This window comes from Klebsiella sp. SWET4, from assembly GCF_024296565.1.
Taxonomy (GTDB): Bacteria; Pseudomonadota; Gammaproteobacteria; order Enterobacterales; family Enterobacteriaceae; genus Klebsiella; species Klebsiella variicola.
Genome location: NZ_JANCOB010000005.1, coordinates 211,133 through 226,092, shown reverse-complemented (window position 1 = coordinate 226,092; position 14,960 = coordinate 211,133). Strand labels below are relative to the sequence as shown.

Sequence of the window (14,960 nt, the reverse complement as noted above, 5' to 3'; positions counted from 1 at the left end):
TTTATCTCTGCTCAGGATAGGCCTGCTTGCCGTGATAAATGCGCTCCGGTCGGCCAACCTTGCCGTAGCTGATTTCCGCTTCCAGAAAGTCGTTCTTCACCCCTTGTTCCAGATAACGGCGGGCGGTGGTTTTGCTGCTGCCGAGGATACGGGCCAGCGAGTCGGCGGTATGTACCACCGACGGGTCGGCAAACAGCTGGAGCACGCGCTGAAAGGTGCTTTCATCGATCCCGCGCAGTGGTGCGCTGGCGGGTTCCGTTTGCTCCCGGGCCTGAATATTAAACAGTGCATCGACATGGATCTGGCTGGCCTGTTCGCTGGAGCGCAGCGAGCTACGATAGCGGGCAAAGCGCTCCAGTGTGTGCTGCAGGCGCTGATAGTGCACCGGCTTAATCAGGTAATCGAACACCCCAAGACGCAGCGCTTCGCTAATGGTATCCATATGATTATCTGCGGTAATAAAGATAATCCGTCCCTTGTAATGCGTACTGACAGCATGGCGGATCAGATCGATACCTTTGCCGTCGGGTAAAAAATTATCCAGCAGGATCAGCTGCGGTTGATACAGTCTGAGCTGTTTCCTGGCGCTCTCAAGCTTATCCGCAATACCAATGACGTCGAACTGGGGAAACTGTTTAATGTTATCCACCAGGATCTCCGCCAGCATAGGTTCGTCTTCAACGATAAGAGTAGTGATGCTATCCATGATGTTCTTCTCGGGTCAGGGGGATATAAAGCGTAAAGATGGTGCCAAAAGGAATATTATTTTCGACGACAATACTGCCGCCTGCCTGTTCCACATAGCTGCGTACCAGCCAGAGTCCGATACCATGATCTTTACTGGCGCTGCTGGTGACGCCGCGCTCGAAGATCCGATCGCGCAGCGTCTCGTCAATGCCGCATCCCTGGTCGGCGATCTCAATGATCACTTCGTGACCGTCGCTGTTGATCAGGCATTCTATCTGCCTTGACCCCTGCGGCTGACGCAGGCTGGCATTGTAGGCGTTATCAAGCAGATTCCCCACGATCGAGATCCATTCATTGTGAGAAAGGGCGGTGGGTAATCTGTCAACGAAGCAGGCCGGATCGAAAACCAGCTCCAGACCGAGCTCTTTGGCCCGGTAATACTTGCCGATCAACAGTCCGGCCAGATGGTTATCCTGGAAATTCCGCGCGATAAAATCGATCACCTTCTGGTGACTTTCCGACTGCTGTTGGATCAGATCCAGCGCATGATCGTAGCGTTTAAGAAACAGCAGGCCAGCGATAGTGGAGATCAGATTGCGATGCTCATGCTGCACGGCGCGCAGGTTATCCGCATACTGTTGCACCTGGCTGAGCTGCAGGCTAAGGGTGTTGATATCGTCTTTGCTGCGAAAGCTGATCACCCAACCCTGTGGCTCATTGTTTAAGATCACCGCCATCCGGCTGGCGATCACTTTGATCTGATTGAAGGTGACGATTTCGTCTTTTTTATTGGCCTGTGGCGCATCGTAGAAAAAGGTCTCCTGCGAGATAACGCTGTTGATCCCTTTGCCGATAAGCGTGGTTTCCGGTTGGCTCAAATTGAGCAGGCGGCGGGCAGTCTGATTAATCGCAGTGATTTTATAACCGGAGTCGATGGCGATAAGCCCTTCGAACACCGATTCAAACAGCACGCTTTGCTGGATCAACAGCTGTGACAGCTGCTGGGGTTCCATATTGAGCATCTGCTTTTTGATATGCAGTGAGAAGCGGCGGGCGCAATAGAGCAGGAGCAGTAACATGATGGCCATCGGGATCAGCAGCGAGCTTATCTGCAGGCTGAGCCAGTTCTCCAGTTGCTCGATGGTATAGCCTACCGACACAATGCCGATCACCTTGCCGGTCGCGTCCTGGATCGGCGATTTACCACGCAACGAGGATCCCAGCGAGCCTTTGCGCACTGACACGTAGCTTTTGGCGTTTATCAACGCCTCATCGCTATCGCCGCCTTCCATCGATTTGCCGATTTCATCAGGATTGACGTGATAGAGGCGCTGGCCGCTGGCATCACCGACGGTGATGTAGGTGGCGTCGGAGAACGAACGCATGGGGTCGATAAGGGCTTTGATTCTGGCGAGGTCGCGTTTCTGTACCGCCTCCACCAGCTCCGGCATCGCCGAAATCTGCATCGCCTGAATCAGCGCCCGTTGCCCGACCTGATAATGCAGACGCTCCTCGGTAATGTCTGTCAGATACCATGACATCGCCAGCATGACGGTAGTCGAGGTAAATAAGATCAGCAGGAAGATGCGATTCTGAAACGATCGCCGGGCAAACCAGTGGGTGATTTTTCGGGTATACATTGGGTCGATAGACATTAAATTGTTATTCTCCCCGTTTTGCGCCCCCGGCGCCGACAGGTGGAGCACAGAACAGAAAATTTCAGACATGTACCCGGCCCCGTCATGCCAGGAGTGGGTATCAAATCAGCCCGGAGGCGGGGCGACAGACACACCTCCGGGAAGAACGCTGGCCTACATCGCCAGCACGTACTTGAGCATCACCCCGGCGGCGATCGCCGAGCCGATCACCCCGGCCACGTTCGGGCCCATGGCGTGCATCAGCAGGAAGTTCTGCCCGTCCGCGTCCAGACCCACCTTGTTCGACACCCGCGCCGCCATCGGCACCGCCGACACCCCCGCCGAGCCGATCAGCGGGTTGATCGGGTTCTTACTGAACCTGTTCAGCAGCTTCGCCATCAGCACCCCGGCCGCGGTGCCCACGCAGAAGGCGATCACCCCCAGCACCAGGATCCCCAGCGTCTGCGGCTGCAGGAACTTGTCCGCCACCAGCTTGGCCCCCACCGACAGTCCGAGGAAGATGGTCACGATGTTGATCAGCGCGTTCTGCACCGTATCGCTCAGCCGCTCCACCACGCCGCTCTCGCGCATCAGGTTGCCGAAGCAGAACATCCCCAGCAGCGGCGCGGCGTCCGGCAGCAGGAGCGCCACCAGCAGCAACAGCACCGCCGGGAAGAGGATCTTCTCCCGCTTACTCACCGTGCGCAGCTGCACCATGCGGATCTTCCGCTCCCTGTCGCTGGTCAGCGCCTTCATGATCGGCGGCTGGATCAGCGGCACCAGCGCCATATAGGAGTAGGCCGCCACCGCGATGGCCCCCAGCAGCTCCGGTGCCAGCTTGCCCGACAGGTAAATCGCCGTCGGGCCGTCGGCGCCGCCGATGATGCCGATGGCCGCCGCCTGCGGCAGGGTGAAGCTGATGATGCCGAAGTAGTTCAGCGTCAGCGCCCCGAGCACGGTGGCGAAGATCCCGAACTGCGCCGCCGCCCCCAGCAGCAGGGTGCGCGGGTTGGCCAGCAGCGGGCCGAAATCGGTCATTGCCCCGACGCCCATAAAGATGACCAGCGGCGCAATGCCTGAGCCAATCGCCACCTTATAGAAGATGGCCAGCACCCCGGCGGAGTAGCCCATGTCCACCGCGAGGCTCTCCATCTGCCCCTGCACCGACGGCAGGGCCAGCGCCAGCGCCTCCTTAATGGCGTGGACGTCCGGCGCGCAGTGGAGCTTCGCGGCAATCACCGCCAGCTGCGCCGGGTCGTGGTGGGCCAGCAGGCTCTCCAGGGCGGTGAGCGCCAGCCCGGCCTCCGGGATGTTCGACAGCAGGCCGCCGAAGCCAATCGGCAGCAGCAGTAACGGCTCGAACTTCTTCGCAATCGCCAGCCACAGCAGCAGCAGGCTGACCAGCAGCATGATGGCCTGGCCGGCGCCGAGGTGCATCAGCCCCATGCCCTGAATCAGGGCGTTCAGACTTTCCATTTCCGCTCCTCGTCCTTACGCCAGCTGCAGCAGAGTGTCGCCGACCGCCACCGCGTCGCCGGCTTTCACCGCGATACCGCGCACGGTCCCGGCCTGCGCGGCGCGGATTTCGGTCTCCATCTTCATGGCTTCCAGAATCAGCAGCACCTCGCCTTCGGACACCGTCTGGCCTTCCGCGGCCAGCACCTTCCAGATAGTGCCCGCCAGCGGGGCGGTCACCGGGGTGCCGGCGCCGGCCGGAGCCGGGGCGGCAGCAGGCGCAGCGGCCACCGGCGCGGCGCTGAGCTGGCTGACGTCGCCGCCGTCGCTGACTTTGACCACAAAGGCTTTGCCTTCCACCTCCACGGTGTAGACGCCGGAGGCGGCAGGTTTTTCTGCTTTTGCCAGCGGCTGCGCGGCTTCCGCCTGCGGCAGCGGTTCAAAGGCCGCCGGGTTGTGGCGGTTTTCGAGGAACTTGAGGCCGGGCTGCGGGAACAGGGCCACGGTGAGCACGTCGTCGATGGCGTTTTCGGCAAGGGTGATGCCCTTCTCCTGCGCCTGCCGTCTGACGTCGGCTTCCAGCTGCGCCAGCTCCGGCTTCAGCAGGTCGGCCGGGCGGCAGGTGATGGCTTCAGCGCCGTCAAGCCCCCGCGCCTGCAGGGCGGCGTTCACCGGCGCCGGGGTGCGGCCGTACTCACCCTTCAGGATACCGGCGGTCTCCTTCGCGATGGTTTTGTAGCGCTCGCCGGTCAGGACGTTGAGCACCGCCTGGGTGCCGACAATCTGCGAGGTCGGGGTGACCAGCGGGATGAAGCCGAGGTCCTCGCGCACGCGGGGGATTTCCGCCAGCACCAGGTCGAGTTTGTCCGCGGCATTCTGCTGCTTCAGCTGGCTTTCGAGGTTGGTGAGCATCCCGCCCGGGACCTGGGCGACGAGGATACGGCTGTCGGTGCCCTTCAGCTGGCCTTCGAAGGCGTGGTACTTCTTACGCACCTCGCGGAAGTAGGCCGCGATGCTCTCCAGCTTGTGGATATCCAGTCCGGTGTCATATTGCGTGCCGGCGAGGGTGGCGACCAGCGCCTCGGTGGCCGGGTGGCCGTAGGTGGCGCTCATTGAGGAGATGGCGGTGTCGACGCCGTCGACCCCGGCTTCAATGGCCTTCAGCAGGGCCATCTCCGCCATCCCGGTGGTGGCATGACAGTGCAGGTGCAGGGTGACGTCGTAGCGCTTCTTGATTTCGCTGACCAGCTCAAAGGCGGCATGCGGCGTCAGAATGCCGGACATGTCCTTGATGGCGACGGAGTCAACGCCGGTCTCCAGCAGCTGTTCGGTGAGGTCAAGCCAGGTCTGCAGGGTGTGGGCCGGGCTGGTGGTGTACGAAAGCGTGCCCTGGGCGTGGGCGCCGTGGCGGCGGACAGCCTGCAGGGCGGCCTGCATGTTGCGCGGGTCGTTCATGGCGTCGAAGACGCGGAAGACGTCCATGCCGTTTTTGACGGCGCGCTCCACGAAGCGCTCCACCACGTCGTCGGCGTAGTGGCGGTAGCCGAGCAGGTTCTGGCCGCGGAGCAGCATCTGCAGCGGGGTCTTCGGCATCGCCTTTTTCAGCTCGCGCAGGCGGACCCACGGGTCCTCGCCGAGGAAGCGGATGCAGGCGTCAAAGGTGGCGCCGCCCCAGCACTCGAGCGAGCGGTAGCCGACGTCATCCAGCTGAGCGGCGACGGGGAGCATATCGTCGAGACGCAGACGGGTGGCGAACAGGGACTGGTGGGCGTCGCGCAGGACGACATCGGTAATGGCAACGGTCATAAATTCCTCCGTGAATTAAGGGTGAAGACGGCGATGGTGGTGAATGGCGGCGACAATCGCTGGCTTTAAGCGGGCGAAGTCGTCGGCGGGCGCGACGGCGGCCGGGGCCGGTTTGGGGGCGGCAGGCGGCTCGGGAAACAGGCGGTTGACGGCGAGGGACATTCCCCGGATGGCGAAAATGAGCAGCAGCAGGAACACCAGCACAAAGCCCATGCCGAGAAACATCAGGGTGAAGCCTTCGCCTAACAGGACGGCATTGTCAGTCATTGGTACATCTCAAATAGGGGCACGATGACGCGCTGTCTGACAAGGTTTCTGGCGTTTCCGGCTAAGGAGCAGGGTGGATTTCCCTCTGCCGCTCCCGGCATAGGACCCTGATACGTTCTTCACCTGTCAGTTCAACGTGCCATCGTGCAAATGGGTTAAACCATCATGCCGAACACTATGCTGGCGATGACCAACACAATACCCCCGCCCAAACGGGAGGAGATTTGCGCATAAGAGATAAGGTTCATACGGTTACAAGCAGAGAGAACTTCCAGGTCGCCGGAGCCGCCGCGGTTGGCCATACACAGGCCCGCCGTGATCGCCGATTCAATTGGGAAGAAGCCCATCAGCCAGCCGCCGATCGCCGCGCCGAGCACTGCGCCGATAACGATTACGGCGGCGATAACAACGTTATAGACAGTAATGGCATTGATGATTTCCTGCAGGTCGGTGTAGCAGACGCCGACGCCGACCATCAGTACCCACAGCAACTGTTTAGAGAAGAAATCAGACAGACGCTTGGCGCCGGCTTTGATTTCTGGTGAGCACAGGCCGGAGGCGTTTAGCGCCGCAACGATCAATACCATCCACGCGAAGTAGTGAATCGAAACGCCGCCAATGCTGGGCAGGATTTTCTTGGCGACGACGTAGGCCAGCAGGAAACAGGTAGTGGACAGCACCAGGCCGACGGCGGTTTCACGATGGGTGATTTGTCCCGCTTTTTCATCGTCTTCCACTTTGAATGAGGCTTTACGCACCAGTTCGCCTTCGCCGCTCAGCCAGGTGTGCTTTTTACCGATGATATCGAGTATCGCGGCAAAGACGATGGCGAAGATGTTGGCGATGGTCAGGATAGCGATGGCAGTAGAGTAATATTCTTCGCGAGAACGACCAGTGACGGAGTGGTAGATCTCCGACAGGGGGACTGCGCCCGCGCCGTTGCCGCCACCCATGATCGGCAGGACGTAGAGCATCATGATGCGATCCACCGGAATCCCGAACACCAGACCGATAGCGATGCCGAAAATCGACGCGCCGACAATGCCCATCAGGATGGTTGGAATATAGCCGAGCAGTGATTTCAGCAGCAGGCGGCGGTTTACCGACAGGATTGCACCGGTGATTAATACCGCGATAAATAAGTTAAGGAAGTTACTTTTATCCATCACGTTGCTGATAGCATCTATCTCTTTCTGCGTGAAAATACCGGCATAGACGAAATAAGCCGCCACCAGGAAAATCATCACCGGAGCGCCACCGATATATTTGTTGAATATTGGCAGGCGTTTGCCAATTTCACCGAATATGGCGCCGATAATAAACATGATGGCGAATCCGCCGACAATGTCGGTGGGTAAAGCGTTATAGAAATGTGAAAGTAATAGTGTAATTAACGCAAACGCGTAAAGAGGTAGCGGCATGCCGAAGATTTTAAATCCCAGCAGGTCGCTAACGCCCTTCTTCTCCGTTGCCGGAGCCTGACTCATGTTAGTCATAAACGTTATCCTGTTTATTGATGGAGTAGTAAGACCGGCGCATAGTAATAAATAGACCCAGGGGTAAGGTGTGATTACCTTCACTGAATACTCGTGTTTTTTATTAATTTAATTGGTTTTATGATTCTGAATTAATTAACAACATAAAAACCATAAAGCCAATTAAGCCACGAGAAAAACTGTGACTTAAATACAAGAATCCATAGCCGAACGCTGGCGAAATACAGTTCGTTTTGAAATGACGAAGCGCTAAAAAATGACACTGATATTAAAACGCGTTCAGCTATTAAAAGATAAACCGCGGCGAGAGGCGATCGATCGGTTTCTCCGCCAGCATCAACTGTCGTTAGAGGCCGACTGCGAAATGGCGATTATCGCCGAGTATCAGCAGCGGCTGGTCGGCTGCGGTGCTATCGCCGGCAATGTGCTGAAATGCATCGCCATCGATCCCTCGCTGCAGGGGGAGGGGCTGAGCCTTAAATTACTGACCGAGCTCCTGACGCTGGCCTATGAGCTGGGGCGCAGCGAGCTGTTTTTATTCACTAAACCCAGTAACGCTGCGCTATTTTCCGGGGCAGGCTTCTGGCCAATTGCCCAGGCGGGCGATCGCGCTGTATTAATGGAAAACAGCCGCGAACGGCTGACGCGCTATTGCCGACAGCTGGCGATGTACCGTCAGCCGGGGCGCAAAATCGGCGCCATTGTGATGAATGCCAATCCCTTCACTCTCGGCCACCGTTGGCTGGTGGAGCAGGCGGCACGCCAGTGCGACTGGTTACATCTGTTTGTCGTGAAGGAAGATGCCTCCTGCTTTTCCTGTCACGATCGCTTTACGCTTATCGAAAAAGGTATCGCCGGCATCGACAAAGTGACGCTGCATCCCGGCTCGGCATACCTCATCTCGCGGGCGACGTTTCCCGGCTACTTCCTCAAAGAGCAGGGCGTGGTCGATGACTGCCACAGCCAGATTGACCTGCAGATATTCCGTGAACGCCTGGCCCCGGCGCTGCAGATAACCCATCGCTTTGTCGGCACCGAGCCGCTGTGTTCGCTGACCCGTAGCTACAACCAGCGCATGAAAGCGTTGCTGGAAGCGCCCGGTGACGCGCCGCCAGTTGAAGTTGTGGAGCTGGCGCGCATCGAAAAAAACGGCGGGCCGATATCCGCTTCCCGCGTGCGCGAGCTGTACCGACAGCGCAACTGGCAAGCCGTCGCGGCGCTGGTGCCGCCGGGCACCCTCTCTTTTCTGATGCAACTGGCGGAGAGCGAACATCAAACCGCCTGATTTATACGCCCTAACAAAGGATTTTCCCCTATGGAAATGAAGATTGACGCCCTGGCCGGCACGCTGGAGTCCAGCGATGTGATGGTCAGGATTGGACCGGCGGCGCAGCCGGGCATTCAGCTGGAAATCGACAGCATTGTGAAACAACAGTTTGGCGCTGCGATTGAGCAGGTGGTCAGAGAAACGCTGGCGCAGCTTGGCGTGAAGCAGGCCAACGTGGTGGTCGATGATAAAGGCGCCCTGGAGTGCGTACTGCGGGCCCGTGTACAGGCCGCGGCGCTGCGCGCGGCGCAACAGTCTCAATTGCAATGGAGCCAGTTATGAAACCACGTCGCAGTATGCTGTTCATCCCTGGCGCCAATGCCGCCATGTTAAGCACGTCATTCGTCTACGGCGCTGATGCGGTGATGTTCGACCTGGAAGATGCCGTTTCGCTACGCGAAAAAGATACCGCCCGCTTGCTGGTGCATCAGGCGCTGCAGCATCCGCTGTATCAGGATATCGAAACCGTGGTGCGCATTAACCCGCTGAATACGCCGTTCGGTCTGGCCGATCTTGAAGCGGTGGTCCGCGCGGGTGTGGACATGGTGCGTTTGCCGAAAACCGACAGCAAAGAAGATATCCATGAGCTGGAAGCGCACGTTGAGCGGATTGAATGCGAGTGCGGCCGGGAAGTGGGCAGCACCAAGTTAATGGCGGCGATCGAGTCGGCGCTGGGCGTGGTGAACGCGGTGGAGATTGCGCGCGCCAGCCCGCGTCTGGCGGCGATCGCGCTGGCGGCCTTCGATTACGTCATGGATATGGGCACCTCCCGCGGCGACGGTACTGAACTGTTCTACGCCCGCTGTGCGGTACTGCATGCCGCGCGCGTTGCCGGCATCGCCGCCTATGACGTGGTGTGGTCGGATATCAATAACGAAGAGGGCTTCCTGGCGGAAGCAAATCTGGCTAAAAACCTCGGCTTCAACGGCAAATCGCTGGTCAACCCACGACAAATTGAACTCCTGCATCAGGTCTATGCCCCGACGCGCAAAGAGGTCGACCATGCGCTGGAGGTGATTGCCGCCGCGGAAGAGGCAGAGTCGCGCGGTCTGGGCGTGGTGTCGCTCAACGGCAAGATGATCGATGGACCGATTATCGACCACGCTCGCAAAGTGGTGGCGCTCTCGGCTTCCGGGATTCGTGATTAAGGGGAACAAGATGAAAGAGACAGTAGCAATGCTTAATCAGCAGTACGTGATGCCGGAAGGACTGACCCCTTATGCGGGCGTGACGGCGAAAAGTCCGTGGCTGGCCAGTGAAACAGAAAAGCGCCAGCGTAAAATTTGCGACTCGCTGGAAACGGCAATCCGTCGCTCCGGCCTGCAAAACGGCATGACCATTTCGTTCCACCACGCGTTTCGCGGCGGTGACAAAGTGGTCAACATGGTCATGGCAACGCTGGCGGAAATGGGCTTTCGCGATCTGACCCTGGCATCCAGTTCGCTGATCGACGCCCACTGGCCGCTGATCGAGCATATTAAAAATGGCGTGATCCGCCAGATCTACACCTCCGGTCTGCGCGGCAAGCTGGGCGAGGAGATCTCCGCCGGATTAATGGAAAACCCGGTGCAGATCCACTCCCACGGCGGTCGCGTACAGCTGATCCAAAGCGGTGAACTGTCGATTGATGTGGCGTTTCTCGGCGTCCCTTGCTGCGATGAGTTTGGCAATGCCAACGGCTTTAGCGGTAAGTCGCGCTGCGGTTCGCTGGGCTATGCGCGCGTTGATGCGGAACATGCCAAATGCGTGGTGCTGTTGACCGAAGCGTGGGTGGATTACCCAAACTATCCGGCCAGCATTGCCCAGGATCAGGTGGATCTGATCGTCCAGGTGGACGAAGTCGGCGATCCGCAAAAAATTACCGCTGGGGCGATCCGTCTGACCAGCAACCCGCGCGAACTGCTGATTGCCCGCCAGGCGGCGAAGGTGGTCGAGCATTCCGGGTACTTTAAAGACGGCTTCTCGCTGCAGACTGGCACCGGCGGCGCCTCGCTGGCGGTGAGCCGCTTCCTCGAAGACAAAATGCGCCGTAACGGCATTACCGCCAGCTTCGGCCTCGGCGGCATCACCGGCACGATGGTCGATCTGCACGAAAAGGGGCTGATCAAAACGCTGCTCGATACCCAGTCGTTCGATGGCGACGCCGCGCGTTCGCTGGCGCAGAACCCGAACCACGTCGAGATCTCCACCAATCAGTATGCCAGCCCAGGCTCTAAAGGCGCCTCCTGCGAGCGCTTAAACGTGGTAATGCTCAGCGCGCTGGAAATCGATACCGACTTTAACGTCAACGTGATGACCGGCTCTAACGGCGTGCTGCGCGGCGCATCCGGCGGACATAGCGATACCGCCGCCGGCGCGGATCTGACCATCATTACCGCGCCGTTAGTTCGCGGGCGAATTCCCTGCGTCGTGGAAAAAGTGCTGACCCGTGTGACGCCGGGAGCCAGCGTGGATGTGCTGGTCACTGACCACGGCATAGCGGTCAACCCGGCACGTCAGGACCTGATCGACAATTTGCGCAGCGCAGGCATTCCGCTGATGACCATTGAGGAGCTGCAGCAGCGTGCGGAACTGCTAACCGGCAAGCCGCAGCCGATCGAATTTACCGATCGGGTGGTGGCGGTGGTGCGCTATCGCGACGGTTCGGTCATCGATGTGATTCGTCAGGTGAAAAACAGCGACTAAACGCAGAGGGGAAAGGCCATGAGCGACGTGTTAATGAATCCGGCGCGTGTGCGGCGCGTGAAGCCACTGAGTGCCGAAGAGGTGGTCAGCGCGGTAGAGCGCGCGCTGTTGACCGAAGTTCGCCTGACCCCTAAGCCCGGGTTGGTGGATATTCGTAACGCTGGCGCGCACCGGGATATGGATCTGGCCTCGTTTGAGGCCAGCACCGCGGTGGTGGCGCCATGGATGGAGAAATTTTTCATCATGGGCCACGATACTGCGGCGGTCGCGCCGGAGCAGGTATTGATGATGCTGCGCCCGGTAGGGATGGCCTGTGAGAACGATATGCTGGAGGCCACCGGTGGGGTGAATACCCATCGCGGGGCGATCTTCGCTTTTGGCCTGCTCAGCGCAGCTGCGGGCAGGTTGGTGTCGAAAGGTGAGCCGATAGAGCTGCACCGGCTTTGCGATCAGGTGGCGCGCTTCTGTCGCGGCATGGTTATGCAGGAATTGTCTTCTGCTGGCGGGGAACGGCTCAGTAAAGGCGAGGCTCATTTTCTGCGTTATGGTCTCCCCGGGGCCCGCGGCGAGGCGGAGAGCGGTTTCCTGACGGTGCGTACCCAGGCCTTGCCAGTCTTTACCCGCATGATGGAAGAGACCGGCGACAGCAATCTGGCGCTGCTGCAAACCCTGCTGCATCTGATGGCGTGGAATGATGACACCAACCTGGTCTCGCGCGGCGGGCTTGCCGGGCTGAACTTTGTCCAGCAGGAGGCGCAGCGACTGCTGTGGCAGGGCGGCGTGCTGGCGGACGGCGGGCTGGAGGCGCTGCGCCAGTTTGACGATGAGCTGATTGCCCGCCATCTCAGCCCCGGCGGCAGCGCCGATCTGCTGGCGGTGACCTGGTTTTTATCCACGTTTCCCGCCGGCGCGCTTTTCCCGCTGTAACCCACTGCAACACCGCCTTCGCCCGCACTGTACGGGCGAAGGCGCCATCATTAGTCTTCCCGGTTGTCACTACGTAAACATGGAATTGCGGCACAATCGTATAGTTTTTACTGATATCGTCCGCCGTTTGTCATAAATTTCTAATTATCGGCGTTTTTGAGTAGCGGCCCGCTGACGGGCTGGTTACTCTGAAAACAATTTACGTAATGTTAACAAAAGAGAATAGCTATGCATGATGCACAAATCCGCGTGGCCATCGCCGGCGCGGGCGGCCGGATGGGACGCCAGTTAATTCAGGCTGCATTGCAGATGGAAGGCGTGGCGCTGGGCGCGGCGCTGGAGCGCGAAGGGTCAAGCCTGGTGGGCAGCGACGCCGGGGAGCTGGCGGGCGCCGGCAAAGCGGGCGTCGCGGTGCAGAGCAGCCTGACGGCGGTAAAAGATGATTTCGACGTGTTGATCGATTTTACCCGCCCGGAAGGCACGCTGAACCATCTGGCGTTTTGCCGCGAGCACGGCAAAGGGATGGTCATCGGCACCACCGGTTTTGACGACGCTGGCAAGCAGGCGATTCGCGACGCCGCGCAGGAGATTGCCATTGTCTTCGCCGCTAACTTTAGCGTCGGCGTCAACGTCCTGTTAAAGCTGCTGGAGAAGGCGGCAAAGGTGATGGGCGACTACACCGACATCGAAATTATCGAAGCGCACCACCGGCATAAAGTGGATGCGCCGTCAGGCACCGCGCTGGCGATGGGCGAAGCGATCGCCGGAGCATTGAACAAAGATCTGAAGGAATGCGCCGTCTACAGTCGTGAAGGTCATACCGGCGAACGCGTTCCGGGCACCATTGGCTTCGCCACTGTCCGTGCGGGCGATATCGTCGGGGAGCATACGGCGATGTTTGCTGATATCGGTGAGCGTATTGAAATCACCCATAAAGCCTCCAGCCGGATGACCTTTGCTAATGGCGCGGTTCGCTCTGCATTATGGCTGAAAGACAAGAAAAATGGTCTGTTTGACATGCGTGATGTGCTGGATTTGAACAGTTTATAACGATTATTACCCATCGTGATGTGGTTATTGCAATCAATAAGTTATTGATGCAAGGGGCAATATATTGTTGCCCTTTTTTATTTTTATGGGTTTGGTGTGTGTTTTACGTTGTGATAGCTATAAATAATAATATTCATGCTGTTTTTGGTGAATGAAATGTAAATTTTGACCATTTGGTCCACTTTTTAGCGCTTCGTCGCCAGGTTTTACACTCTTTCCCGTCCGCAAGCGTTTTCTCAGCCAGGTTTGTTGATCTTTTTGGCGTAAAAATCACATGTTATGCACCAGTGGCGTAAAATGACATTAAAAATCTCCGCTTTAAGTTGACTTTTATCCGACATCTCTCCAGAATGCCGCCGTTTGCCAAAAATCTGCGGGCAACAGATTTGCATTGATTCAGATCGTGTTTATGAATTAATATGCAAATAAAGTGAGTGGATATTCTCTGGAGGGTGTTTTGATTAAGTCAGCGCTATTGGTTCTGGAAGACGGAACCCAGTTTCACGGTCGGGCCATCGGGGCAACCGGCACGGCGGTTGGGGAAGTCGTTTTCAATACTTCAATGACCGGTTATCAAGAAATCCTCACTGATCCTTCCTATTCCCGCCAAATCGTCACTCTTACTTATCCTCATATTGGTAATGTCGGCACCAACGCCGCCGATGAAGAATCTTCTCAGGTACACGCGCAGGGTCTGGTGATCCGCGATCTGCCGCTGATTGCCAGCAACTTCCGCAATACTGAAGATCTTTCTTCTTATCTGAAGCGCCATAACATCGTGGCGATTGCCGATATCGATACCCGCAAGCTGACGCGTCTGCTGCGTGAGAAAGGGGCGCAGAACGGCTGCATCATCGCGGGCGACAGCCCGGATGCTCAGCTGGCGCTGGAGAAAGCGAAAGCGTTCCCGGGTCTGAACGGCATGGATCTGGCGAAGGAAGTGACCACCGCAGAAACCTACAGCTGGACGCAGGGCAGCTGGACTCTGGCGGGCGACCTGCCGGAAGCGAAAGCGGAAAGCGAGCTGCCGTTCCACGTTGTGGCGTATGACTTCGGCGCGAAACGCAACATCCTGCGCATGCTGGTGGACCGCGGCTGCCGCCTGACGGTGGTGCCGGCGCAGACCTCTGCCGAAGACGTGCTGAAAATGAATCCGGACGGTATTTTCCTCTCTAACGGCCCAGGCGACCCGGCGCCGTGCGATTACGCTATCGACGCGATTGAAAAATTCCTTGAGACCGATATTCCGGTATTCGGTATCTGCCTTGGCCATCAGCTGCTGGCGCTGGCGAGCGGTGCGAAGACCATTAAGATGAAGTTCGGCCACCACGGCGGCAACCATCCGGTGAAAGATATTGATAACAATGTGGTGATGATCACCGCGCAGAACCACGGTTTTGCGGTTGACGAAGCCACCTTGCCGGCCAACCTGCGCGTGACCCACAAGTCGCTGTTCGACGGCACCCTGCAGGGCATTCATCGTACCGACAAACCGGCGTTTAGCTTCCAGGGGCACCCTGAAGCGAGCCCGGGGCCGCATGATGCCGCGCCGCTGTTCGACCACTTTATCGAGTTAATTGAGCTCTACCGTCAGTCCGCGAAATAATCAGGAGTAAAAGAGCA

At 58.3% G+C, this 14,960-nt stretch carries 13 protein-coding genes; 7 read left to right on the top strand and 6 right to left on the bottom strand.

The features are described from left to right. Position 1: 1 nt before the first annotated feature. The 6 genes from NKJ21_RS14205 to citS form a co-directional block, all read right to left on the bottom strand. The gene (locus NKJ21_RS14205) at positions 2 to 706 is read right to left on the bottom strand and encodes a response regulator (RefSeq protein ID WP_023339573.1); all 705 of its coding nucleotides are present in this window, start codon (positions 704 to 706) and stop codon (positions 2 to 4) included. After that, complete coding sequence (locus tag NKJ21_RS14200) at positions 699 to 2,327, bottom strand: sensor histidine kinase (RefSeq protein ID WP_063106340.1); 1,629 nt, start codon at positions 2,325 to 2,327, stop codon at positions 699 to 701. Before NKJ21_RS14200 ends, NKJ21_RS14205 begins: the two co-directional genes overlap by 8 nt. 171 nt (positions 2,328 to 2,498) lie before the next feature. Continuing rightward, positions 2,499 to 3,800 carry an oxaloacetate decarboxylase subunit beta gene (locus tag NKJ21_RS14195; RefSeq protein ID WP_239270616.1) on the bottom strand — a complete coding sequence of 434 codons (1,302 nt, stop codon included), beginning with the start codon at positions 3,798 to 3,800 and terminating at the stop codon, positions 2,499 to 2,501. Between the two features lie 15 nt (positions 3,801 to 3,815). Beyond that, positions 3,816 to 5,585 carry a sodium-extruding oxaloacetate decarboxylase subunit alpha gene (gene oadA / locus NKJ21_RS14190; protein ID WP_239270617.1) on the bottom strand — a complete coding sequence of 590 codons (1,770 nt, stop codon included), beginning with the start codon at positions 5,583 to 5,585 and terminating at the stop codon, positions 3,816 to 3,818. Positions 5,586 to 5,600: 15 nt separating this feature from the next. After that, entirely contained in the window at positions 5,601 to 5,852 is a 252-nt protein-coding gene (locus NKJ21_RS14185) for an oxaloacetate decarboxylase subunit gamma (RefSeq protein ID WP_012540458.1), read from the bottom strand. Between the two features lie 155 nt (positions 5,853 to 6,007). Further along, a complete protein-coding gene (gene citS, locus NKJ21_RS14180) occupies positions 6,008 to 7,348 on the bottom strand; it encodes a citrate/sodium symporter CitS (RefSeq protein WP_086631448.1) in 1,341 nt (446 codons plus the stop codon). Between the two features lie 256 nt (positions 7,349 to 7,604). On the opposite strand from citS, the gene citC reads away from it, so the two are divergent. The 7 genes from citC to carA all read left to right on the top strand — a co-directional run bounded on the left by citC (position 7,605) and on the right by carA (position 14,943). After that, positions 7,605 to 8,633 (top strand): [citrate (pro-3S)-lyase] ligase, encoded by a 1,029-nt coding sequence (gene citC / locus NKJ21_RS14175; RefSeq protein WP_239270618.1) that lies wholly within the window; start codon positions 7,605 to 7,607, stop codon positions 8,631 to 8,633. Positions 8,634 to 8,663: 30 nt separating this feature from the next. Then, positions 8,664 to 8,957: a citrate lyase acyl carrier protein gene (gene citD / locus NKJ21_RS14170; protein WP_012542888.1), complete on the top strand. Its 294-nt coding sequence runs from the start codon at positions 8,664 to 8,666 to the stop codon at positions 8,955 to 8,957. Beyond that, positions 8,954 to 9,823 (top strand): citrate (pro-3S)-lyase subunit beta, encoded by an 870-nt coding sequence (gene citE / locus NKJ21_RS14165; protein WP_087498588.1) that lies wholly within the window; start codon positions 8,954 to 8,956, stop codon positions 9,821 to 9,823. The genes citD and citE overlap by 4 nt, the downstream gene beginning before the upstream one ends. A 10-nt stretch (positions 9,824 to 9,833) precedes the next feature. After that, the gene (citF, locus tag NKJ21_RS14160; RefSeq protein ID WP_023339578.1) at positions 9,834 to 11,360 is read left to right on the top strand and encodes a citrate lyase subunit alpha; all 1,527 of its coding nucleotides are present in this window, start codon (positions 9,834 to 9,836) and stop codon (positions 11,358 to 11,360) included. A gap of 18 nt (positions 11,361 to 11,378) precedes the next feature. After that, entirely contained in the window at positions 11,379 to 12,287 is a 909-nt protein-coding gene (gene citG, locus NKJ21_RS14155; RefSeq protein ID WP_087498587.1) for a triphosphoribosyl-dephospho-CoA synthase CitG, read from the top strand. Positions 12,288 to 12,515: 228 nt separating this feature from the next. Further along, on the top strand, positions 12,516 to 13,337 hold the full coding sequence (gene dapB, locus NKJ21_RS14150) for a 4-hydroxy-tetrahydrodipicolinate reductase (RefSeq protein WP_008807487.1): 822 nt from the start codon (positions 12,516 to 12,518) through the stop codon (positions 13,335 to 13,337). 457 nt (positions 13,338 to 13,794) lie between these two features. Further along, entirely contained in the window at positions 13,795 to 14,943 is a 1,149-nt protein-coding gene (gene carA / locus NKJ21_RS14145; RefSeq protein ID WP_012542883.1) for a glutamine-hydrolyzing carbamoyl-phosphate synthase small subunit, read from the top strand. The last annotated feature ends 17 nt before the right edge of the window (positions 14,944 to 14,960 follow it).